The organism is Pseudomonas sp. MF08817 (genome assembly GCF_059862705.1).
Window position 1 is genome coordinate 139,622 of record NZ_JCBCUY010000006.1, and the last position, 22,249, is coordinate 161,870.

At 65.4% G+C, this 22,249-nt stretch carries 20 protein-coding genes; 15 read left to right on the plus strand and 5 right to left on the minus strand.

What is annotated here, in order from left to right; translation table 11 throughout:
• Positions 1 to 248 precede the first annotated feature (248 nt).
• From AC19YR_RS05770 to AC19YR_RS05805, 8 genes are all read left to right on the plus strand, one after another.
• Positions 249 to 1,469, plus strand: coding sequence for a PepSY-associated TM helix domain-containing protein (locus AC19YR_RS05770; RefSeq protein ID WP_095107553.1), 1,221 nt, complete (start codon positions 249 to 251; stop codon positions 1,467 to 1,469).
• Positions 1,466 to 2,008: a PA2404 family protein gene (locus tag AC19YR_RS05775; RefSeq protein WP_095107552.1), complete on the plus strand. Its 543-nt coding sequence runs from the start codon at positions 1,466 to 1,468 to the stop codon at positions 2,006 to 2,008. The genes AC19YR_RS05770 and AC19YR_RS05775 overlap by 4 nt, the downstream gene beginning before the upstream one ends.
• Entirely contained in the window at positions 2,005 to 2,349 is a 345-nt protein-coding gene (locus AC19YR_RS05780) for a hypothetical protein (protein ID WP_095107551.1), read from the plus strand. The genes AC19YR_RS05775 and AC19YR_RS05780 overlap by 4 nt, the downstream gene beginning before the upstream one ends.
• Positions 2,346 to 2,921 carry a DUF6162 family protein gene (locus tag AC19YR_RS05785; protein WP_500597522.1) on the plus strand — a complete coding sequence of 192 codons (576 nt, stop codon included), beginning with the start codon at positions 2,346 to 2,348 and terminating at the stop codon, positions 2,919 to 2,921. The genes AC19YR_RS05780 and AC19YR_RS05785 overlap by 4 nt, the downstream gene beginning before the upstream one ends.
• An 89-nt stretch (positions 2,922 to 3,010) precedes the next feature.
• Positions 3,011 to 3,886: a metal ABC transporter substrate-binding protein gene (locus AC19YR_RS05790; RefSeq protein WP_500597540.1), complete on the plus strand. Its 876-nt coding sequence runs from the start codon at positions 3,011 to 3,013 to the stop codon at positions 3,884 to 3,886.
• Positions 3,883 to 4,647, plus strand: coding sequence for a metal ABC transporter ATP-binding protein (locus AC19YR_RS05795; RefSeq protein WP_095107548.1), 765 nt, complete (start codon positions 3,883 to 3,885; stop codon positions 4,645 to 4,647). The genes AC19YR_RS05790 and AC19YR_RS05795 overlap by 4 nt, the downstream gene beginning before the upstream one ends.
• Positions 4,647 to 5,546, plus strand: a complete 900-nt coding sequence (locus AC19YR_RS05800; protein ID WP_095107547.1) for a metal ABC transporter permease — start codon at positions 4,647 to 4,649, stop codon at positions 5,544 to 5,546. The genes AC19YR_RS05795 and AC19YR_RS05800 overlap by 1 nt, the downstream gene beginning before the upstream one ends.
• Positions 5,547 to 6,446: a metal ABC transporter solute-binding protein, Zn/Mn family gene (locus AC19YR_RS05805; protein WP_500597523.1), complete on the plus strand. Its 900-nt coding sequence runs from the start codon at positions 5,547 to 5,549 to the stop codon at positions 6,444 to 6,446.
• 120 nt (positions 6,447 to 6,566) lie between these two features.
• Here the strand turns inward: AC19YR_RS05805 and AC19YR_RS05810 are convergent, their stop codons facing one another.
• Positions 6,567 to 7,892, minus strand: coding sequence for an ATP-binding protein (locus AC19YR_RS05810; protein ID WP_500597542.1), 1,326 nt, complete (start codon positions 7,890 to 7,892; stop codon positions 6,567 to 6,569).
• A 2-nt stretch (positions 7,893 to 7,894) separates the two neighbouring features.
• The gene (locus AC19YR_RS05815) at positions 7,895 to 8,569 is read right to left on the minus strand and encodes a response regulator (RefSeq protein WP_500597525.1); all 675 of its coding nucleotides are present in this window, start codon (positions 8,567 to 8,569) and stop codon (positions 7,895 to 7,897) included.
• Between the two features lie 170 nt (positions 8,570 to 8,739).
• Between AC19YR_RS05815 and dsbD the strand changes: the two genes are divergently transcribed.
• From dsbD to dsbG, 3 genes are read left to right on the plus strand one after another with little or no spacing between them, the layout of a single operon-like run.
• Positions 8,740 to 10,479: a protein-disulfide reductase DsbD gene (dsbD, locus tag AC19YR_RS05820; protein WP_500597526.1), complete on the plus strand. Its 1,740-nt coding sequence runs from the start codon at positions 8,740 to 8,742 to the stop codon at positions 10,477 to 10,479.
• The gene (locus tag AC19YR_RS05825) at positions 10,479 to 11,336 is read left to right on the plus strand and encodes a TlpA family protein disulfide reductase (RefSeq protein ID WP_095107543.1); all 858 of its coding nucleotides are present in this window, start codon (positions 10,479 to 10,481) and stop codon (positions 11,334 to 11,336) included. The genes dsbD and AC19YR_RS05825 overlap by 1 nt, the downstream gene beginning before the upstream one ends.
• Positions 11,312 to 12,082: a thiol:disulfide interchange protein DsbG gene (gene dsbG / locus AC19YR_RS05830; RefSeq protein WP_095107542.1), complete on the plus strand. Its 771-nt coding sequence runs from the start codon at positions 11,312 to 11,314 to the stop codon at positions 12,080 to 12,082. The genes AC19YR_RS05825 and dsbG overlap by 25 nt, the downstream gene beginning before the upstream one ends.
• A 50-nt stretch (positions 12,083 to 12,132) precedes the next feature.
• Here dsbG and AC19YR_RS05835 read toward each other — a convergent pair whose 3' ends face one another.
• From AC19YR_RS05835 to AC19YR_RS05845, 3 genes are all read right to left on the minus strand, one after another.
• Positions 12,133 to 14,859, minus strand: a complete 2,727-nt coding sequence (locus AC19YR_RS05835; protein ID WP_500597528.1) for a hypothetical protein — start codon at positions 14,857 to 14,859, stop codon at positions 12,133 to 12,135.
• 264 nt (positions 14,860 to 15,123) lie between these two features.
• Positions 15,124 to 15,915, minus strand: a complete 792-nt coding sequence (locus tag AC19YR_RS05840; protein WP_095107541.1) for a substrate-binding periplasmic protein — start codon at positions 15,913 to 15,915, stop codon at positions 15,124 to 15,126.
• A 79-nt stretch (positions 15,916 to 15,994) separates the two neighbouring features.
• Entirely contained in the window at positions 15,995 to 16,630 is a 636-nt protein-coding gene (locus AC19YR_RS05845) for a TetR/AcrR family transcriptional regulator (protein ID WP_095107540.1), read from the minus strand.
• Positions 16,631 to 16,809: 179 nt separating this feature from the next.
• Here AC19YR_RS05845 and AC19YR_RS05850 point away from each other — a divergent pair, with 179 nt between their 5' ends.
• The 4 genes from AC19YR_RS05850 to AC19YR_RS05865 are packed head-to-tail and all read left to right on the plus strand — an operon-like array spanning position 16,810 to position 22,220.
• Entirely contained in the window at positions 16,810 to 18,612 is a 1,803-nt protein-coding gene (locus AC19YR_RS05850; RefSeq protein WP_500597530.1) for an acyclic terpene utilization AtuA family protein, read from the plus strand.
• A complete protein-coding gene (gene atuC / locus AC19YR_RS05855) occupies positions 18,613 to 20,229 on the plus strand; it encodes a geranyl-CoA carboxylase subunit beta (RefSeq protein WP_500597532.1) in 1,617 nt (538 codons plus the stop codon). It abuts the gene before it with no gap.
• 33 nt (positions 20,230 to 20,262) lie between these two features.
• Positions 20,263 to 21,420, plus strand: coding sequence for a citronellyl-CoA dehydrogenase (gene atuD / locus AC19YR_RS05860; RefSeq protein ID WP_095107537.1), 1,158 nt, complete (start codon positions 20,263 to 20,265; stop codon positions 21,418 to 21,420).
• Positions 21,417 to 22,220 carry an enoyl-CoA hydratase-related protein gene (locus AC19YR_RS05865; protein ID WP_500597533.1) on the plus strand — a complete coding sequence of 268 codons (804 nt, stop codon included), beginning with the start codon at positions 21,417 to 21,419 and terminating at the stop codon, positions 22,218 to 22,220. Before atuD ends, AC19YR_RS05865 begins: the two co-directional genes overlap by 4 nt.
• The last annotated feature ends 29 nt before the right edge of the window (positions 22,221 to 22,249 follow it).

A 22,249-nucleotide genomic window follows, 5' to 3' on the forward strand; every position in this document is an offset into this window, starting at 1 on the left:
TAAAGGGCCCGCAGCATAGCACCGCCCCCTGTAGCAAGCGGGCTCACCTGTTTGCTACAGGGGGGATGCGACAAATAATCAGGATCAGAAACATTTGCTTTCATATACAGTTGCGGGTTTTACGATTCTCATTCGTCTTACTATGATGCAGCAGGCTGCGTAGGCAAAAGCCACGGCCGGCTTTTCTGGCATGCGCTGCAAGCCGTGAGGTTTGTACCGCACCACCCCCCGAATCAAGACCCTATTCCATGTCGAAGAAGTCCCGTTCAAAACTCTGGTTTCTCGTTCATAGCTGGCTGGCCTTGCCCATCTGGTTCTTCGTGCTGATCGTGTGCGTCACCGGCACCCTGGCGGTGGTCAGCCAGGAGATCGTGTGGCTGGCCAACCCCGACGTACGCGCCAGCAAGCCTTCGGACGATGCCCAGCCGCTGAGTTACGACCAGATCATCGCCGCGATTGCCAAGGCCGAGCCGCAAACCATCGTCGACCAGATCGTGCGGCCCCAAGAGTCCCACTTTGCCCTCAGCGTCAGCGCCAGCTACCCCGACGGCCGTTCGATGACCACCTACGTCAACCCCTACACCGGGGTGATCCAGGGCGTGGCGCCGGCCTTCGACTTCGAGCGCTTCACCCGCGCCCTGCACGGCTGGTGGCTGGTGCCCTTCACCAATGGCTACAGCTGGGGCTGGTACCTGGTGTCGATCCTCGGCCTGCCGTTGCTGGCCTCGCTGGTGACCGGGCTGGTGGTCTACAAGCGTTTCTGGAAAGGCTTCTTCAAGCCCACCCTGCGCTTCAACCACGGTGCACGGATTTTCTGGGGCGACTTCCACCGCCTCAGCGGTATCTGGTCGATCTGGTTCATCGCGGTGATTGCCATCACCGGCACCTGGTTCCTGATCCAGGCGATCCTGGGCGACAACCAGATCTCCATCTCCAGCGAGCCCATCGTGCCGGTGGTCTCGCGTGAAAGCGTGCCCCTGACCGCCGACGGCTCCCCGGCGCCGCGCATCAGCCTGGACAACGCCATCGCCGAAACCCTGAAGAAAATCCCCGGCCTGGAGGCCACCTTCGTCAGCCTGCCGAGCAACGCCTACAGCCACATCATGATCGGCGGCCGTGGCTGGTACCCGCTGATGTTCCAGACCGCGCAACTGAACCCCTACACCGGCGAAATCGCCGTGACCAGCCTGCTGTCCGACCGCACGGCCCTGGAGTTCGTCACCGAATCCATGCGCCCGCTGCACACCGGTGACTTCGGTGGGCTGTGGATCAAGCTGATCTGGTTCTTCTTCGGCCTGCTGCTGAGCATGATGGTGCTCAGTGGCCTGCTGATCTGGACCAAGCGCACCGCGCTGGCCACCGCCAACGCCCTCAAGCGCGCCAACAAACCACCACGCCCCGCGCGCCCGACCCCTGCGTCCCAGGGCCAACCGGCCATGGCCGCCCAGACTTCGGAGGGCCACCTGTGAGCCAGTCCCAGACCGCCGCGCAACCGTCCCGCCTGAGCCTGTGGTGGCGTAAGTGGCGCTTCCACCTGAACATCCTGCTGCTGCTCATTCCCCTGGGCCTGATGCCCAAATACTTCGCCGACCAGGCGCTGTTTCGCGGTGACGCGGGCCTGGGCGAGCGGGAAGTCGGCGAGATCCAGGTCGGCCCCTGGAGCCTGCGCCTGGCTGAAATGCGCAACGAAGCGCCGCAGCTCAGCGGCGCTTCCGGCTACCTGAAAAGCTTCAACGCCGCCCTGTGCGAGGCCTGCACCGACAAGGTCAAGGCCACTTACCTGCGCATCGGCAAGCCCCGCAGCCTGCGCGCCGCCGGGGTGATCTTCTTCGGCACGCCGTACAACATGGGCGCGTCGCTGCAGATCCCGCCCAAGACCAAGCCCGACGCCGAACTGTGGATCACCCTCGAAGGCTGGGACGGCAGCATGCACCAGGCCGGCATTCCCCTGAGCAAGGCCTCACCGGCCACCGTTGCCTGGCTGAACAAACAAGGAGGCAAACCATGAAGCCTGTTCCACGCTTTTCCCGCCTGCGCCTGGCCCTGGCCGGCGCTTTCCTGCTGGGCCTTGGCCTGAGCGGCACAGCCCTGGCCCACAACCCCTTGTGCGAATGCAAGGAAATCGACGGCGAGCAGATCCAGTGCACCGGCGGTTTTTCCGATGGCAGCGGCGCGCCGGGAGTGACCCTGGACGTGATCGGCTACGACGAAACCATCCTGGTGCCAGGCAAACTCGGTGCCGACTCGACCTTGACCTTCAAGAAACCCGGCGCCGAGTTCTATGTGCTGTTCGACGCCGGCCCCGGCCACGTCGTGGAAATCGACCAAGCGGATATCCAAGCGCCATGACCAGCCCCACTACCCAGGTCGTGCGCCCCGCCGGCGCCGGCCATGAAACCCTCTATGTCCTCGGGCTGTGCCTGTTGATCCTCGCCGTTGCCGCATCCGTGGTGCTGTGGCGCGGCGAAACCCAAACCCTCAGCGCCGTGCCCAGCCATCAACTGGACGCGCGCCGCGACCTAAGCGCCGCCGAGCAAGGCATCTACGCCGACCTGCGGGTAACCCTGGACGAAATCCACCTGCTGCGCGCCGAGCAAAATGCCCTGGCCACCCCGCAGCAGTTGGCCGAGGAAGGTTTTGCGCCCTTCGCCCAGGACGCCAGTTCGGTCAGCCGTGGCGGCCACGCCTGGCGCTTGCTGGCGGCCAACGCCTACCTGGGCCTGAGCCAAAACCCCAGCGTCGCCGGTTCGTTCCTGATGCGCGTCAGCGAGCACAGCGACGCCGCCCCGGACGTCTGGCTCAACCGCAGCGCAGGCCTTGCGGCCCCGGCCAGCCTGGATGACCAGGCGCTGGCCAGCGCAGGTTGGCAGCAGATCGTCGCGCAATTCGATGCTGGGGTGACTCGCCAGCACCGCCACTGAATCCATGCCTTCACCCGAGAGAAGACCGTTCCCCCATGTCTAGTTCATCTCACCGTTTTGCGCTGTTGCGTCTGCTGCTGGTTGGCCTGATGGCCAGCCTGTTCGCCACCCACGCCAGCAGCGACGAGGCCAAGCGCCTGCGTATCGGCATCACCCTACACCCCTACTACAGCTACGTGAGCAACATTGTCGGCGACAAGGCCGAGGTGGTGCCGCTGATCCCCGCCGGCTTCAACCCCCACGCCTACGAACCCCGCGCCGAAGACATCAAGCGCATCGGTGGGCTGGACGTGATAGTGCTCAATGGCGTGGGCCACGACGACTTCGCCGACCGCATGATCGAAGCCAGCGAAACCCCGCGCATCAAGGTCATCGAAGCCAACGAAAACGTGCCGCTGCTGGCCGCCACCGGCAACGCCGCCCGCGGCGCCGGTAAAGTGGTCAACCCGCACACCTTCCTGTCCATCAGCGCCTCCATCGCCCAGGTCAACAACATCGCCCGCGAACTGGGCAAGCTCGACCCGGCCAACGCCAAAACCTACACGCAAAACGCCCGGGCCTACGGCAAGCGCCTGCGCCAAATACGCGCCGACGCCCTGGCCAAGCTCACCAGCGCGCCCAACGCCGACCTGCGCGTGGCCACCGTGCACGCGGCCTACGACTACCTGCTGCGCGAGTTCGGCCTGGAAGTAACAGCCGTGGTCGAGCCGGCCCACGGCATCGAGCCCAGCCCCAGCCAGTTGAAGAAAACCATCGACCAACTGCGCGAGTTGGACGTCAAGGTGATCTTCTCGGAAATGGACTTCCCGTCCTCCTACGTTGACACCATCCAGCGCGAATCCGGGGTCAAGCTCTACCCGCTGTCGCACATCTCCTACGGCGACTACAGCGCCGAGAAATACGAGAAGGAAATGACCGGCAACCTCAATACCGTGGTCCGCGCGATCCAGGAGGCCGGGGCATGACCGCCGCCGCCCACCTGGCCGTGCGCAGCGACGGCCCGACCCTGGAGTTCGCCAACGTCGGCCTGACCCTAGGCCGCACCACCATCCTCGACAACGTCAGCTTCACCGTGCAACCGGGCAGCGTCCACGCCCTGGTTGGCCCCAACGGCGGCGGCAAGAGTTCACTCATCAAGACCCTGCTTGGGCAAATGCCGCACCAGGGCCAACTGAGCCTGCACTGGCCGGGCGCGCCCGGCACCATCGGCTACGTGCCCCAGGCCCTGGAATTCGACCGCGGGCTGCCGATGACCGTGGACGATTTCATGGCCGCCATGTGCCAGCGCCGCCCGGCGTTCCTCGGCCTGAGCCGGCACTACGCCGCCGCCATTGGCGAGGCCCTGGAGCGGGTCGGCATGCAGGACAAACGCAAGCGACGCATGGGCGCGCTGTCCGGCGGCGAACGGCAACGGGTGCTGTTGGCCCAAGGCTTGATTCCCGCGCCGCACCTGCTGGTGCTCGACGAGCCAATGTCGGCCCTCGACGAAGCCGGCATCCAGGTTTTCGAGCGCCTGCTCGGGGATTGGCGCCTGAGCGGCATCACCGTGCTGTGGATCGAGCACGACCTGGAAGCCGTCGGGCGCCTGGCCGACCGCGTTACCGGCCTCAACCGCCGCGTGCTGTTCGATGCCAAGCCCCGCGAGGCCTTGACCCCGGAACGCCTGCTGAGCCTGTTCTCCACCCATCCGCGTGCCGAGCACGCCGCCAGCGGGAGCCTTGCCTGATGAGTTACGAAGCCTTCCGTTTGATGATCCAGGGCTGGGCCTCGTCCGGTTACCTGCCCGAAGCGCTGGCCTACGGGTTCGTGGTCAACGCCTTGCTCGCCGGCCTGCTGATCGGCCCGGTGCTGGGTGGCCTGGGCACCCTGGTGGTGGTCAAGCGCTTTGCGTTCTTCTCCGAAGCGGTGGGCCACGCCGCCCTCACCGGCGTGGCCATCGGCATCCTCCTGGGCGAACCCTACACCGGCCCCTATGGCAGCCTGTTCGGCTACTGCCTGCTGTTCGGCATCCTGCTCAACTACCTGCGCAACCGCACCGGCCTGGCGCCGGACACCCTGATTGGCGTGTTCCTCTCCGTGTCCCTGGCGTTGGGCGCCAGCCTGCTGTTGATCCTGGCCGGCAAGATCAACGTGCACATCCTGGAAAACGTGCTGTTCGGCTCGGTGCTCACAGTCAACGGCAACGACCTCTTGGTGCTGGGCATCGTCGGCAGCCTGGTGATGGGCCTGGCCCTGCCGCTGTACAACCGCATCATGCTGGCCAGCTTCAACCCGCAACTGGCGGCGGTACGCGGGGTTGCGGTCAAGACCCTGGATTACCTGTTCGTGATCCTGGTGACCTTGATTACCGTGGCCGCGGTAAAAGTCATCGGCGCGATCCTGGTCGGCGCCCTGCTGGTGATTCCCGCCGCGGCGGCCCGCCTGCTGAGCCAGTCGCTCAAGGGCTTCTTCTGGATCTCGGTGCTGATCGCCACCCTCAGCACCCTGTGCGGGATCATGGCGCCGATTGTCTTCGACCTGCCCGTACCGTCCGGCGCGGCCATCATCCTGACCGCCGGCATCGCCTTCGCCCTGGCCGCCATCGCGCGCGGCACGGTCCCCAGCCTGAAAGGGAATATCGGATAAATGCCTATCTCCTTGCGTCAACTGACCCTGGCCCTGGCCCTCTGTGGGCTGGCGAGTACACCGCTGATGGCCGCCGAGGCCAAGCCGCTGCGGGTGCTCGCCGCCCTGCCTGTCACCCATGGCCTGGGCGAACTGCTGCTCAAAGGCACCCACGTGACGCTGGAACGCGCCGCGCCGGCCAACCTGCCGGGCTCGCGCCAAACCGCCTACTTCACCGGGCGCGGCGCCCCGGCGCTGCACAAACTGGCGGTGGAGGCCGACGCCGTAATCGGCATCCGCTCGCTGTGGCCCGATGACCCGCTGTACCCGGTGTCGCGGCGCAGCAACATCCGCGTCGTCGAAATCGACGCCGCCCGCCCCGTGGACGGCGCCCTGCCCGGCATCGCCCTGCAACCGGGCAAGGCCGACGGCCTCAACAGCCAGCCGTGGATGTCGAGCAACAACCTGGGGCGCATGGCCGACGTCACCGCCGCCGACCTGGTGCGCCTGGCCCCCGGCGCCAAGCCGCAGATCGAGGCCAACCTCAGTGCCCTCAAGCAGCGCCTGCTCAAACTCAGCGCCGCCAGCGAGGCGCGCCTGGCCGATGCCGACAACCTCAGCGTAATGAGCCTGAGCGACCACTTCGGCTACCTGCTCAGCGGCCTCAACCTGGAATCGGCCGGCGTCGACCCGCGGGCCGACACCGAATGGACCCCCGAGGCCCTCCAGCAACTGACCCAGACCCTCAAGGCCAACGACGTCGCGCTGGTTCTGCACCACCGCCAACCGGCCGAGGCGATCAAGGCCGCGATTGCCGCATCCGGCAGCCGACTGTTGGTGCTCAAGGTGGACGGCGCCGACCCGGTGGCCGAACTCGAAGGCAACATCGATGCGCTGGTCAAGGCCCTGACCGACGCCTGAGGTACACCGCCTACAAAAAAACCGCTGAAGTCAGCGGTTTTTTTGTAGGCGGTGCTTTGTGTAGTCAGCGGGCCCGCCCGCGCTCTGCAACTGAGGAGGGCGGCCCAAGGCGCAAAGGGATTACTGGGGCTTGAGCGGCATGGTCAGTTCTACGCACAAACCGTCGGGGCGGCTGTCGAAGGTCAGCACGCAATCGCAGCGCTGCACAATCGCCTGGACAATCGCCAGCCCCAGCCCGCACCCGGTGCTCTGGCCATTGCGCCAGAAGCGTTGGGTCAGGTTGGGCAGGTGCTCGGCGGGAATCCCCGGGCCGTGGTCGCGCACCTCGAAACGCACGCGGTTGCCTTCGGTGTGCAAGCTCAGCTCCACCGGCGCGTCGCCTGGGGTGTGGCGCAGGGCGTTGTCCAGGAGGTTGCGCAGCGCGGCAATCGACAGCGCCGAGGGCATTTCCAGCGGCGCGCTGGACAGGCCCAGGGGCAGATGCAGGCGGATGCGCTCGCGTTGGCCGCTAGTGGCGTCCTGGATCGCCAGCCGCGCGGCTTGCTCGGCGCTGCACTGCACCCCGTCGTCGAACGACAGGCTGCCCTCCACTCGCGCCAGCAACAGCAATTGCTCCAGAGTCCGGTGCAAGCGGTCGGCGCCCTCCTCGGCACGGCCCAGGGCCTGGTCGCGGGCCACGCCCTCGGTCATGCGCGCCACTTGCAGGTGGGTCTTGATTGCGGTCAGCGGGCTGCGCAGCTCATGGGCGGCATCGCCGGTGAGGCGCCGCTCCCGCTCGATGGTCTTGCCGATGCGTTGCAGCAATTGGTTCTGGGTGTCGAGCAGCGGCTGCAATTCACTGGGCAATGGCGCCACTTGCAAGGGCTCCAGGGAATCGACGCTGCGCCGCATCAGCGCATCGCGCATGCGGTTGAGCGGCGCCAGGCCCCGGCCGATGCCCAGCCACAGCAGCCATAGGCAGCCGAGCAGCGCCGCGCCCACCGGCACCGAGGCGGCCAGCAGCACTGACATGTTCAAGGCTTCGCGCTCAACCTGGCGGTCGGCGGTGGTGATACGCAAGTCGCCGCGGTCGAGGGTAAAACTACGCCAGCGCACACCCTCGATCATCTGGTCGCGAAAACCGGTCTGCTCGGCCTCGAGCATTTGCTCCGGGGTGCTGTGGCTGCGGGCGAGGATTTCGCCGCGCAAGGAACTGACCTGGCAGGCCATGCCACCGGGGACGCTCAATTGCTCAGCGCTCAAATGGCTGCCCTCGCCCTGGGTCGGCAGGGCCGGCAGTTGCTCCAGCAGGCCCGCCACCATGCGCGCCGACGCCACCAGGCGTTGGTCCAGGGAAAACATCATCTGGTTGCGCAAGTCACTGAGCATCCAGGCCGCAGCCAGGGCCCAGATCATCGCGAACGCGGCGCCCAGGGTCAGGCTCAGGCGCAAGCGCAGGCTCATCACGCTCACGCCTCCCCGCCATCGGCCGGGCCCAAGCGATAGCCCAGGCCGCGCACGGTTTCGACGATGCCGTTGCCGAGTTTGCGCCGCAGGTGGTGGATGTGCACGTTGAGGGCGTTGCTCTCCAGCTCATCGTTGAAGCCGTAGACGCTGTCCTTCAATTGTTCGCTGGACAGCACCCGCCCACGGTTGTGCAGCAGGGCCTGCAACAGCGCCTGCTCGCGGCGCGACAGGTCCACCGGTTGCCCACCCAGGAAGGTCTCACGGCTGCTGGGGTTGTAGGTCAAGCGCCCGTGTTCGATCAGGTTGACGCTGCGCCCCGCCACCCGGCGCAGCAAGGTGTGCAGGCGGGCGGCCAATTCGCGCAGGTCGAAGGGCTTGAGCAAATAGTCGTCGGCGCCCGCTTGCAGGCCGTCGACGCGGTCGGTCACCGAGTCCCGCGCGGTAAGGATCAGCACCGGTAGCTCCAGGCCCTGTTTGCGCAACTGCTGCAGCAGCTTGAGGCCATCCTCGTCCGGCAGGCCGAGGTCCAGCACCATGACGTCGAACTCCGCCGCCTTGAGCATGGCCCGCGCCGCGCTGGCGGTGGCCACATGCTCCACGGTCAGGCCCTGGGCGCAAAGGCCGGCGACGATGCCACTGGCGATCAGTTCATCGTCTTCACAAACAAGTACATGCATGATCGAACCCGTAAAAAATGCGAATTAAGAAGATAACGGATTAAGCCGGCATTATGCTGCGCGGCGGCAAAACCCGGCAAAAGTCCTGTGTCCATGGCCGCCAGGGTTAATAATCGGTTAATCGTTGCCTCCCATTGTGCCCCCACTTGCTTCGTTCTAAGGCTCGCCTCATGCGTCGACTGTTTATTTTATGTTTAGTGTTCCTGTCGGGGCTGGCTCAAGCGGCATCGAACCCGTTTGAGTCCAAGCCCGAATTCCTGCCGGTGGACAAGGCCTTCACCTTTACCTCGCAGAAACTCGATACCGGGGAAACCCAGCTGTTCTGGCAGATCGCCGACGGCTATTACCTGTACCAGCAGCGCATGAAGTTCGACGGTTTGCCCGAGGCGCAAAAACCCGTGCTGCCCGAGGGCGAGGCCCATAGCGACGAGTTCTTCGGCGACCAGCAGGTCTATCGCCAGGGCCTGGAAGTCAAGCTCCCGGCCAGTGCCAGCGGGGAAATCAAACTGGGCTGGCAAGGCTGCGCCGATGCCGGCCTGTGCTACCCGCCGCAAACCCTTAAAGTTGACCTGGGCGGCGCGCCCTCGGCCACCGCCGCCTCCGGCCAGGCCCAGGACGAAGCCCTGGCCAGCGGCCTGCAACAACGCAGCCTGGGCTGGAGCCTGCTGGTGTTCTTCGGCCTGGGCCTGTTGTTGGCCTTCGCCCCTTGCTCGCTGCCGATGCTACCGATCCTCTCCGGCCTGATCGTCGGCAGCGGCGCCAGCCCCCGCCGTGGCCTGGCCCTGGCCAGCAGCTATGTGGTGTGCATGGCCCTGGTCTACGCCAGCCTCGGAGTGATCGCCGCGCTGCTGGGCGGCAACCTGCAATCGATGCTGCAACAACCCTGGCTGCTGGGCAGTTTCGCGGCGATTTTCGTCCTGCTGGCCCTGCCGATGTTCGGCTTCTTTGAACTGCAACTGCCGGTGGCCGTGCGCGATCGCCTGGAAAACGTCAGCAACCAGCGCCGTGGTGGCAGCCTCGTCGGCGCCGGTGTGCTGGGAGCACTGTCCGGCCTGCTGGTGGGCCCGTGCATGACTGCCCCCCTGGCCGGCGCCCTGCTGTACATCGCCCAAAGCGGCAACGCGCTGCACGGCGGGTTGATCCTGTTCAGCATGGGCCTGGGCATCGGCCTGCCGCTGTTGATCCTGGTGACCGTAGGCAACCGCTTCCTGCCCAAGCCGGGGCAATGGATGAACCAGCTCAAAGGCTTGTTCGGCTTCCTGTTCCTGGGTACGGCGATCCTGATGCTGCGCCCGGTGCTCGACGAGTCGCTGTGGATCGGCCTGTGGGGCGTGTTGCTGCTGGTCATGGCGTTCGTCGGCTGGCGTCAGTCGGCCGGGTTCGGCCGGGTGGCCCAGGTGTTCGGTGCCGGCGCCATTGTGTCCGGGGTGTGGGGCACTGCGTTGCTGGTGGGCGCCGCGGGCGGCAGCGATGACCTGTGGAAACCGTTGCAGGTCTACGCGGCTTCGCGCACCACGGGCGTGCCGGCACCCACCGCTCACGACGCCTTTATTACCATCAAGACCCCCACCGCCCTGCAAGCCGAGCTGGACCAGGCCCAGGCCCGCAGCCAATGGGTGCTGATCGACTACTACGCCGATTGGTGCGTGTCCTGCAAGATCATGGAGAAGCAGGTGTTCGGCAAAGCCCAGGTACTCGCCGCTTTGAGCGACGTGCACCTGTTGCGCCTGGACGTCACCGCCGACAACGCCGACAGCCGTGAGCTGATGAGCCGCTACAAGGTGCCCGGCCCGCCCAGCCTGCTGTGGATCGGCCCGGACGGCAACGAGCGGCGTAGCCAGCGCATCACCGGCGAAGTGGACGCCGCCGGTTTCCTGCAACGCTGGAACGCCACCCGGGATGCCCGCTGATGCTCACGTTCACCATCGGCACCTTCGCCATCGCCCTCAACCACCTGCTGCTGATTAGCGCCCTGGCCCTGGCCACGCTGGTGGGCTGGCGCGTGGCCAAGCGCGGTGGTGAAAACCCGGAGTCCGTGCTGTTCAGCCTGTTCCTGCTGGGCATGCTGGCGGCGCGCATCGGTTTTGTCCTGGCCTACTGGCCGTTCTATCGCGACGACCCGTGGCAAGTGGTCGACCTGCGCGACGGCGGCTTTTTACCCTGGCCCGGGGCGATTGCCCTGTTGCTGGGCGCCCTGTTCTGGGGCTGGCGCCGCCCGCCCTTGCGCAAGCCCCTGGGCGCGGGCGTGGCCACTGGCATGCTGTTCTGGGTGCTGGCCAGCCTGTCTTTGAGTGTCTATGAACAGGGCACCCGCCTGCCGGACATCACCCTGCGCAACGCCGCCGGGCAAACCGTACAACTGAGCGACTACCAGGGCGGCCCGTTGGTCATCAACCTGTGGGCCACCTGGTGCCCGCCATGCCGGCGGGAAATGCCGGTGCTCGAACACGCCCAACAACAACGCCCGGACCTGACCTTCCTGTTCGTCAACCAGGGCGAAAGCATGCAAAGCGTCAGCACCTACCTGGAAACCCAGGGCCTGAACCTGGACAACATGCTGTTCGACAGCGGCGGGCGCCTCGGCCAGGCCGTGGGTTCCATGGCCCTACCCACGACGCTGTTCTACAGCGCCGACGGGCGCCTGCTGGGCAACCATCTCGGGGAATTGTCCCAGGCCAGCCTGGCCCGGGCCCTGGAAAACTTCGACACGCCGACCCCGGCCACTTCTGCAAGGAAACCACCATGCTCCGCCTCCGCCACCTGCTGACCCTGAGCCTGGGCGCCGCCCTGCTACAAAGCCCGCTGCTGCACGCCGAAGAACTGCCGGCGGCGATCCAAAAGATCCAGGACAAGGGCGCCAAGATCCTCGGCACCTTCGACGCCCCCGATGGCCTGCGCGGCTATGCGGCGCAGTACCAGAACCGCGGCATGGCCCTGTATCTGACGCCCGACGGCAAGCACGTGCTGCTGGGCAACCTGTACGACGCCAACGGCACCGACCTGAGCGCCGAGCCCCTGCAAAAATTGGTCTACGCGCCCATGGCCAAGGCCGTGTGGGCGAAGATGGAGGCCAGCCACTGGATCGCCGATGGCAAGGCCGACGCCCCGCGCGTGGTGTACCTGTTCAGCGACCCCAACTGCCCTTACTGCAATATGTTCTGGGAGCAGGCGCGGCCGTGGGTGGACGCGGGCAAGGTGCAACTACGCCACATCATGGTTGGCATCATCCGCGAAGACAGCCCAGGCAAATCCGCCGCGCTGCTGGCCGCCAAAGACCCCGCCAAGGCCCTGCACGACCACGAAAAGGCCGGCAAGGCCAGCAAGCTCAAAGCCCTGGGCAAGATCCCGGCTGACGTTCAGGCCCAGCTCAACGCCAACATGCAGTTGATGGAAGAGCTGGAACTGTCCGCCACCCCGGCGATTTTCTACATGGACGACAAAGGCGAACTGCAACAACAGCAAGGCGCGCCGTCGCCGGACAAGCTGGTGAAGATTCTCGGGGCCAAGCCCTAGAGCGTTCGTCCAGCCGGGCGGCACGCACGAGCCGCCCGGCCGCTTCCCGCTCAGATACGCCACATCGTGAAGAAGTCCAGGAACCCCCAGTCCACTGCAAACACCTCCATCCTGACGATAGGAACATCCGGGCTGTAGCACTCGACCCAGAAATGGTTCACCGCTCCGCCCTCAAGCGTACCCTTGAATTCAAGGGTTTTTATCGCCTGATTGCCCGCGCCGTAAAACGTGACCCAGCCACGCTCTTGCAACCAACTCCAAGCGAACCTGATCCGCTCGTATTCGTGTTTGAAGTCGATGTTCAGCTGTTGTGGAGGGTTGAGCCTTTCCCCCTTGTGCGCAATGACGATGGCGTTGATGTGGTGCATCCCTGGCGTGGCGTACGGATACTCCGAAATCCCCGCCAACCCGGCCATGCCAGGCGGCAGCGTGAGGGTCATAAACGCCGTATCAATACTCTGCCCAGCCGTAATGAACCTTGGGGGGTAGCTTTCAAAGTCCTCATGATCGATCGTCGGCACTCGTAACGTTCGTACCTGCAATGTGAGGGTCGGAAACACCACCGCCTCACTTTCATGGCTACTGCCATCGGCCGTGACTTTGCAGGTGAATGTCAACTCGCTGCCGTCCTTGAGTAAATCCAACTCCTCGCGCCGCAAAATATGCGCCAACCCGGCGCTCACTTCCTGCGCCGTCACCGCTTTACCCAAATACACATTCAGGGTGTAAGGGCTGCCATCCTTTTGGGTGCCGACACCGCGTAACCAAACTTTTTGCTCCGGCAGGATGAACCACCATTTCTGCACCGTGATATCAGCGTTACCGCTCAAGGTGCGCAAATCCAGGATGTTGTTGGTGGCCTGCGGCACCACGGGGGTGGGTAGCCGCACCGGCACGCTGATCTGCAGGTTCAACGGCGCGCAGGTGGCCACTTTGCAGGCGCTGGTCACGGTGTAGGTGATGGCCACTGTCTTGCCGCTGCCCTGGATCACCGCTTCGCGGGGGATGGCGAAGTCCACCTGCTTGGGGTGACTGCTGCCCGGCTTTGCCGCCAGCGGCAGGCACGTACCGTCGGCGCGCTGCCAGCACAGGCTGATCTGGTGATGGGTGCTCATTCGCGCATAGGCCACCCGCACCGTTACGCCGTCACGGCCGTTGTAGATCGTCAGTTGCGAGCCCACCGCCTCGCGCACGGTCGGTGGATCCAGCACCAGGTTTTCCTGCTCGATGCCCAGTGTCAGCACTGGGAATTTCTTCGCCGTCGCCCTATCGGATTGGCCATTGAAGTTCACCGCAAAATGCACCTGGAACTTACCGCAATCGGCGAATTTTTCCAGCTCACGGCGCGGCAGCGGCGTGTTCACGCCACTGGCCAGCCACTCAGCGGTCACCGGTTCGCCTTCCAGCACTGGGAAACTGTAGAGCGTGCCGTCCTCCAACACGCCCGTGACCCACAGCCAGCAAGGCTGGCCCAGCGCAATGTATGGCCAGGGGATAACCGTGCAATCGGCATCGCCGCTGAAGGTATTGAGGTCCAGGTGGCCTGCCGTCGCCTGTTCCACCACAGGGGTGGGCAAGCCGCTGATGTCCAGCACCCTGACCACCCTGGGCGGCGATTGCCAGGGGCCGGTGCCGTTGTACCTGACGTTGTAGGTCAGGTTAATCGGCAAGCCGAAATTGGCGCTGATGGCCGAAGGCGGCACGAAGAATTCCAGGCTGCTTTCGCCCTCTTTCACCGTGCGGCATTCAAGGGCCGGCGAACCCAGCCCCGGCGTGCCGCTGAAAGTGGGGCAGACCACATCCCCGGCATGCATGCCGTCATAGACGATCACTACATGGGCGCCCTTCACCGTGTTGACCGGGTTCACCAGCCAACCGTCGCTGCCGCAATCCACCGACTCCTTGAGGTGCGGTGGCGGTAAGTCCAGGGCCGGGGCCACCCGCAGTAAAGTGGTGGTGCGCAGGTGAAAATCCTGGGCATTGAGAGGCAGTGGGTTTTCGTGCACCGGATCGTCAGGCTCGGGCAATTTCGGCTCGGTGCCGTCCCAGATCACCCCCATGTGGGTGGTCAGGGCCGAATAGTCCTGACGGCGCGACATCCAACCCCGCGCCAGGCGGAACTCGAAGACATGCTCGGGATCGGTTTCCGCCGCCGTGACCAGGTGGTCGAACACCACCCAAATAAACTGATACGGCACCTGATGCTGGTCACCGGCCACAGTGACGAACAGCCGCTGCCCGGCCTGGATCATCGGCCAGGCCTTGATCCGGATGGTCTCGTCGCCCTGGAACTCGTACATGTTCAGCCACCAGGTGCTGAACTCCTCGCGCGAGTGCACGAACACCGGCAGCGAGCCACGCAGGTCGGCTTCGCGGATGTGCTGGATCTCCAATTCCAACACCAAAGACTCCTTGAGCACCCCGCCCACCGTGGCGGTATACCAGACCAACACCGTGTGGCCGATGCAGGTACTGACCTGTTGCCAGGGAATGGGAATCTGGATGCTGCCGCTGGTACTGCCTGGCTGCACGATGGGCTCGAACGCGGGCTCGTCCTGCCCCTTGATCGCCCAATACAGGGTGATGGGCGCGGTGGTCATGCCGGTAAAAGCAAGGGTGGCCGAGGTGCCCTCCAGGGCATCGATGGGGTACAGCACGCTGTTGTTGGTGGCATGCTCGATCTGCGGGTAGGGCAATTCGGCAGCGGCAGTACTCGGTGGCGATACGGACTTCGTAGCAGGCTGCGAAGTGGCTTTGGAGGGGGGCTTTTTGGCCATCACATGACTCCTGTCCAGGAAAGTAACCGGTGTAACCCACCGCCAATGCAGGGGGAACCTGGGTTATCTAACGCCTGGAAAGGAGCGCTTGCCTACTGTCAGATCTGACAGGTCAGCGCGAAAAAAAACGGTTTTCCGACCAGTGGCGACATGCCGCTAGTGGCGAGAAAACCGCCTTCAATGTCTCGAACTGGACCATCAGGTCATTCAACCCATGGCAGGTTTTTACCGCCGCCGCGCAGCCGAGGCCGCTTGCTGCAAGGCCTAAGGCGCCATTGTGGTAATAGCAATGCGGTACGGCGCGAATATTTTCACCATCTCGCCGTTGCGGTGCAGTTGCGCCAGCAATTGCTTGAAGGTGGCGGCGCTGATGGGCGCGCGGGGGCGGATCAAGGCGTAGTGGTGATACAGCTGATCGATGCGTTCGGACACCAGGAAGCTGTCGGCGGTCTTGCCGTTACGCAGCAGGTAGTCGCTCAGGTACGAGCGGGTCAGCAGCGCGATGTCCGCCCGGCCGCGCAGGACCATCAGCAGGTTGCTGTCGTGGGAGTAGGTGAGCGTGGCGGTGTAGTGCTCGGCGAGGTACTTGGGGTCGGCGTTGAAATCGGCGAAGGCGTAGTGATAGCCGCTGAACAGTGCCAGGCGCTTGCCTTGTAGATCGGTGAAGTAGTCTTGCTGGCGTTCCGGTTCGCGGCGGGCGACGAACACTTCGGCGTCTTCCAGGCCCATATCGACACTGGTGTGGGGAATGTCCTGCCAGCCCCAGTCGGGGTTCTCGAAAATGGCCAAATCCACCCGGCCCTGTTTGAAATCGCCAAAGCGCCGGGGAATGGAGGTGGGCACCAGGACGAATTGGTAGTCATCCTGCAAGCGGTTCAGGGCGTCCAGCATCTGCGGCAGCAGGCCGGTGTCGGCGCCGTTTTCCGGGCGCACCGTGTAGGGCGGGAAGTGAGCCGCGCCCACTCTGACCAACTGTGCACAGAACACCGGTGCCACCCAAAGCCCGGCCAGTAGCACCAGGCCGATCCGCAAAGCCGTGCGCGTTGGTGAAAACATCAAGACCACACACCTCTGGAAACACAATCGATACCACCAAGCTAGGCGGTTTCCAGCACTTAAACAACTTTGCTGCGGTTTATCGCGCTAAGGCCGGCGCCGATAGCACCAGGGTCAGCGCCTCGTCAGCCAATTGGTCCAGGCTCAGGCTGCCCTGGGGGCGAAACCAGGTGGTGGTCCAGGACAGCGCGCCCGTGAGGAAACGCCGGGTAATGAACACATCGCCCTTGATGAACCCCGCCTCTTTGGCCTCCCCCAGCACCTGCATCCAGATCTGCTCGTAGATGTCGCGCAGCGCCAGCACATCGGCCTGGGCCGGCGCCGACAACGAGCGCCATTCGTAGACCAGCACCGCCATGGCCTCGCCGCTGCCGCCCATGATCGATTGCAGTTCACAGCGGATCAGCGCCAGCACGCGCTCGCGCAGGGTGGTGGCCTCGGCCAGGGCCGCGCGCATCAGCGCGGTGTTGTAGAGGATGGTTTGCTCCATCACCGCCCGCAGAATTTCGTCCTTGCTCTTGAAGTGATGGAAGATGCTGCCCGACTGGATGCCCACCGCGCTGGCCAGGTCGCGCACCGTGGTGCGCTCATAGCCCTTGTTGCGGAACAGGTGCGCGGCGGTTTGCAACAGCTTGCCGCGGGCGCTGTCGGGGTCGGTCAGTTGCCCTTCGTCTACCATGCCGCGCATCACGCGCAAGGCTGTCTGCTCGTCCACGCCTGTCTCCTGCCTCAACTTCAATCGTCTGCCACGCGCCCCACAGGCGCGGTGTGGGCGGCAATTTAAGCCCACAGGGGCAACCAAGCAAGCGCTTGGCCCACAGATGCATCGAGGATTTACAAACCAAGCGCTTGCTTGGTAGTCTCGCCAGCATTCTTTCGCAAAGGGCCTGGGTGATGAACAAGACCGTGCGCATCGGATGCGCCAGCGCATTCTGGGGAGACACCAGCACTGCCGCCGAACAATTGGTGGTGGGCGGCCAACTCGACTACCTGGTGTTCGACTACCTGGCCGAGATCACCCTGTCGCTGCTGGCCGGCGCCCGCCTCAAAGACCCCAACGCCGGCTACGCCACGGATTTTGTCGAAGTCCTCGCACCGCTGCTCCCACAGATCGGCGCGCAAAACATCCGCGTCATCAGCAACGCCGGCGGGATCAACCCGCACGCCTGCGCCGCCGCCCTGCAAGCGGCGTGCGAGCGGGCCGGGGTGGCGCTGAAAATCGCCGTGCTGCTGGGCGATGACCTGCAACCGCAGTTCCCACACCTGGCGACCCTGGGCCTGCGGGAAATGTTCAACGACACCCCGCTGCCGCCGCTGTGCGTATCCACCAACGCCTACCTGGGCGCCCCCGGCATCGTCCGCGCACTGGAACTGGGCGCCGACATCGTCATCACCGGCCGAGTGGTGGACAGCGCGGTGGTCAGCGCGGCCCTGGTGCATGAATTCGCCTGGGCCTGGGACGACTACGACCGCCTCGCCCAGGGCGCGTTGGCCGGGCACATCATCGAATGCGGCGCGCAGTGCACCGGCGGCAATTTCACCGACTGGCGCGACGTACCCGACTACGAGCACATCGGCTTCCCCATCGTCGACGTCAGCGCCGACGGCACGTTCACGGTGAGCAAAGTCGCCGGCACCGGTGGCCTGGTCAGCCCGCTGACGGTGGGCGAGCAATTGCTCTACGAAATCGGCGACCCACGCGCCTATCGCTTGCCGGATGTGATCTGCGATTTCACCGCCGTGCAACTGCGCCAGCACGGCCCCGACCGCGTCCAGGTACACGGCGCCAAAGGCCTGCCGCCCACCGCTCAATACAAGGTCAGCGCCACCTACCCGGACGGTTTTCGCTGCACCGCCAGTTGCGTGCTCGCCGGCATCGACGCCGTGGCCAAGGCCGAGCGCGTGAGCCAGGCGATCATCGCCAAGACCGCACACATGTTCAGCGAACGCGGCTGGGCGCCCTATAGCGAAGTCAACATTGAACTGTTGGGCAGCGAAGCCACCTACGGCCCTCACGGCCAGCGCCGCGACAGCCGCGAAGTGGTTATCAAACTGGCCGTGCGCCACCCGCTCAAAGCCGCACTGGTGCTGTTTTCCCGGGAGATCGCCCAGGCCGCCACCGGCATGGCGCCGGGGCTGACCGGGATCGTCGGCGGGCGCCCGAGCGTGTACCCGCTGATTCGCCTGTTCTCGTTTTTGATCGACAAAAGCGCCTGCACCCTGGCGGTGGAACTGGCCGGCGAGCGCCACCCCTGCGCGTTGCCGGAACTCGCCGCGCCGCAGTGGAGCACCTTGCCCGCCCCCGCCGAACCGCCCGCCGCCGAAGGCCTGGCCGATGCCAGCGTGGCGTTGGTGCACCTGGCCGTGGCGCGCTCGGGGGACAAGGGCAACCACAGCAACATCGGCGTGATGGCCCGCGAGCCGCGCTTTCTGCCCTGGATCGCCGAAGCCTTGAGCGCCCAAGTGGTGGTCGAGTGGATGGGCCACGTACTCGACCCGATCCACGGCCGCGTGCAGCGCTGGTATCTGCCCGCCAGCCACAGCCTCAACTTCGTCCTGGAAAACGCCCTGGGCGGCGGCGGTGTCGCCAGCCTGCGCATCGACCCCCAGGGCAAGGCGTTCGCCCAGCAATTGCTGGAAATTCAGATCCCAGTGCCGCGCCACATCGCCGACCACGTCCTGCCGAGGAACGCCTAAATGCCGGTGATCCACTCCCACCTCGACCCCGCCAGCGCCGCCTACGCCCACAACCGCGCCGCCCTGCTCGACAGCCTCGGCCACTTGCAGGCCCTGCAACAGGCCCTGCTGGACAAGGCCGCCACGGCCAAAGCCAAGTTCGACCAGCGCGGCCAACTGCTGCCCCGCGAGCGCTTGAACCTGCTGCTCGACCCCGGCGCGCCCTTTCTCGAACTGGCCAGCCTGGCCGGCTACAAGCTGCACGACGACAAGGACGGCACCCAGGCCGGCGGCGGCCTGATTGCCGGCATCGGCTACGTCAGTGGCGTGCGCGCCCTGGTGGTGGCCAACAACAGCGCGATCAAGGGCGGCACCATTTCCCCCAGCGGTTTGAAAAAGACCCTGCGCCTGCAACAGATCGCCCTGGAAAACCGCTTGCCAATCATCACCCTGGCCGAGAGCGGCGGCGCCAACCTCAACTACGCGGCGGAAATCTTCGTCGAAGGCGCGCGCAGTTTCGCCAATCAGGCGCGGATGTCGGCCATGGGCCTGCCGCAGATCACCCTCGTCCACGGTTCGGCCACGGCGGGCGGCGCCTATCAGCCGGGGCTGTCGGACTATGTGGTGGTGGTGCGCGACAAGGCCCGTTTGTTCCTCGCCGGCCCGCCGTTGCTCAAGGCCGCCACCGGCGAAGTGGCCAGCGAGGAGGAACTGGGTGGCGCGCAGATGCACGCGCAAGTGGCCGGCACCGCCGAATACCTGGCCGAGAACGACGCCGATGGCCTGCGCATCGTGCGCGAAATCGTCAGCCTGCTGGGCTGGAACGCACACCTGCCGCACCGCCCGGCCCCGGCCTATGACGAACCGCTGTACCCCAGCGAAGAACTGCTGGGGCTGATCCCCGCGGAGCCAAAACAGCCTTACGACGTACGCGAGATCGTCGCGCGCCTGGCCGATGGTTCACGCTTTCTCGGCTTCAAAAACGAATACGACCCCCACACGGTCTGCGGCCATTTGCACATCCAGGGCCGCGCCTGTGGCCTGATCGGCAATAACGGCCCGATCACCGCCCAGGGCGCGGCCAAGGCGGCGCAGTTCATCCAGTTGTGCGACCAGAGCCAGACGCCGCTGCTGTTTTTGCACAACACCACCGGGTTTATGGTGGGCACCGAGTCCGAGCGCAACGGTGTTATCAAGCACGGCGCAAAAATGATCCAAGCCGTGGCCAATGCCCGCGTGCCAAAACTCACCCTGGTGGTCGGCGGCTCCTACGGCGCCGGCAACTACGCCATGTGCGGGCGCGGCCTGGACCCGCGCTTCATCTTCGCCTGGCCCAACAGCCGCACGGCGGTGATGGGCGGCGCCCAGGCCGGCAAGGTGCTGCGCATCGTCACCGAGGCCCGGCAACTCAAGGAAGGGCTGGAACCGGACGCGAAGATGCTGGACATGCTCGAACAGGCCACCGCGCAAAAACTCGACAGCCAATCCACCGCCCTCTACGCCAGCGCCAACCTGTGGGACGACGGCCTCATCGACCCGCGCGACAGCCGCACGCTATTGGGCTACTTGCTGGACATCTGCCACGAAGCCCAGGTGCGGCCCTTGCAGCCCAACACCTTCGGCGTGGCGCGGTTCTAATTCACGACCACCGCATAGACAGGGAGTACCCGCATGATCTTCACCCCGGAACACGAAGCACTGCGCCGCACCGTCCGCGGCTTTGTCGAGCACCAGATCAACCCTTATGTCGATGAGTGGGAACGGGCCGGGCGCTTTCCCATCCATGAGATTTTCCGTAAGGCCGGCGACCTCGGTCTGCTGGGCATCTCCAAGCCCGAGCAGTTCGGTGGCATGGGCCTGGACTACAGCTATTCCATCGTCGCCGCCGAAGAGTTCGGCACCGTGCGCTGCGGTGGCGTTCCCATGTCCATCGGCGTGCAGACCGACATGTGCACCCCGGCCCTGGCACGGTTTGGCAGCGATGCACTGCGCGAGCAGTTCCTGCGCCCGGCCATCAGCGGTGAACAGGTGGGCTGTATCGGCGTCTCTGAGGCGGGGGCCGGCTCCGACGTGGCCGGGCTCAAGACCAGCGCACGCAAGGACGGCGACGACTACGTCATCAACGGCAGCAAGATGTGGATCACCAACGCGCCCTGCGCCGACTTCATCTGCCTGCTGGCCAACACCTCGGACGGCAAGCCCCACGCCAACAAATCCCTGATCGTGGTGCCGATGGACAGCCCCGGCATCACTCTGGGCAGCGACCTGGACAAGCTCGGCATGCGCAGCTCGCAGACCGCCCAGGTGTTCTTCGACGACGTGCGCGTGCCCCAGCACTACCGCATCGGCCACGAAGGCGCGGGGTTCATGATGCAAATGCTGCAATTTCAGGAGGAACGCCTGTTCGGCGCCGCCAACATGATTAAGGGCCTGGAGCACTGCATCGACAGCACCATCGCCTACTGCCAGGAGCGGCGTACCTTCGGCAATGCGCTGATCGACAACCAGGTGATCCACTTTCGCCTGGCCGAACTGGCCAGCGAAATCGAGTGCCTGCGCGCACTTGTCTACCAGGCCACCGAGCAGTACGTCACAGGCCAGGACGTCACGCGCCTGGCATCCATGGCCAAGCTCAAGGCCGGGCGCCTGGGCCGGGAAGTCAGCGACAGTTGCCTGCAATACTGGGGCGGCATGGGTTTTATGTGGGACAACCCGGTGGCCCGCGCCTACCGCGACATGCGCCTGGTATCTATTGGCGGCGGCGCCGACGAAATCATGCTGGGCATCATCTGCAAATTGATGGGCACCCTGCCGGGGAAAAAGCCATGAGCACTCTGCCCACCTGCACCACCCTGCTGCTCGACGCCCATGGCGGCGTGCTGCACGTCACCCTCAACCGCCCGCAAAGCCACAACGCCATGAGCCTGGCGATGGTCAGCGAACTGCGCGCCGTGTTCGCCGCCGTGCGCGAACAACCCCAGGTGCGCGCCCTGGTGCTCAGCGGCGCCGGCGGGCATTTTTGCGCCGGGGCCGACCTCACGGACATGGCCCAAGCCCACCACGCTGGGCCGGCCGCGTGCCAAGCGTTGAACCGCGCCTTCGGCACCCTGCTGCAAGAGGCCGAACAGCTGCCGCAAACCCTGATTAGCCTGCTGCAAGGCGTGGTGCTGGGCGGTGGCCTGGGGCTGGCCTGCGTCAGCGACATCACCATTGCCGCCGAGAACGCCACCTTCGGCCTGCCAGAAACCAGCCTCGGCCTGCTGCCGGCACAGATCGCGCCGTTCGTGGTCAAGCGCATCGGCCTCAGCCACACCCGGCGCCTGGCCCTCACCGCCGCCCGCTTCGACGGCCACGAAGCCTTGCGCCTGGGCCTGGTGCACTTCACCGAAGCCGACCCGCAAGCCCTGGCCGAACGCCTCGACGAAGTGCTCGGCCAAGTGCTGCGCTGCGCCCCCGGCGCCAACGCGCGGACCAAAGCCCTGCTGCTGGCCAGCAGCGAACTAGCCTTGGGGCCGTTGCTGGACCAGGCCGCCGTCTGGTTCGCCGACGCCGCCACCGGCGCCGAAGGCCGCGAAGGCACCCAGGCCTTTATGCAAAAACGCCCGCCCAACTGGAGCCCGGCGCGCTAGCGACAGGCCTGCCAATAGAAGTGGGTTGG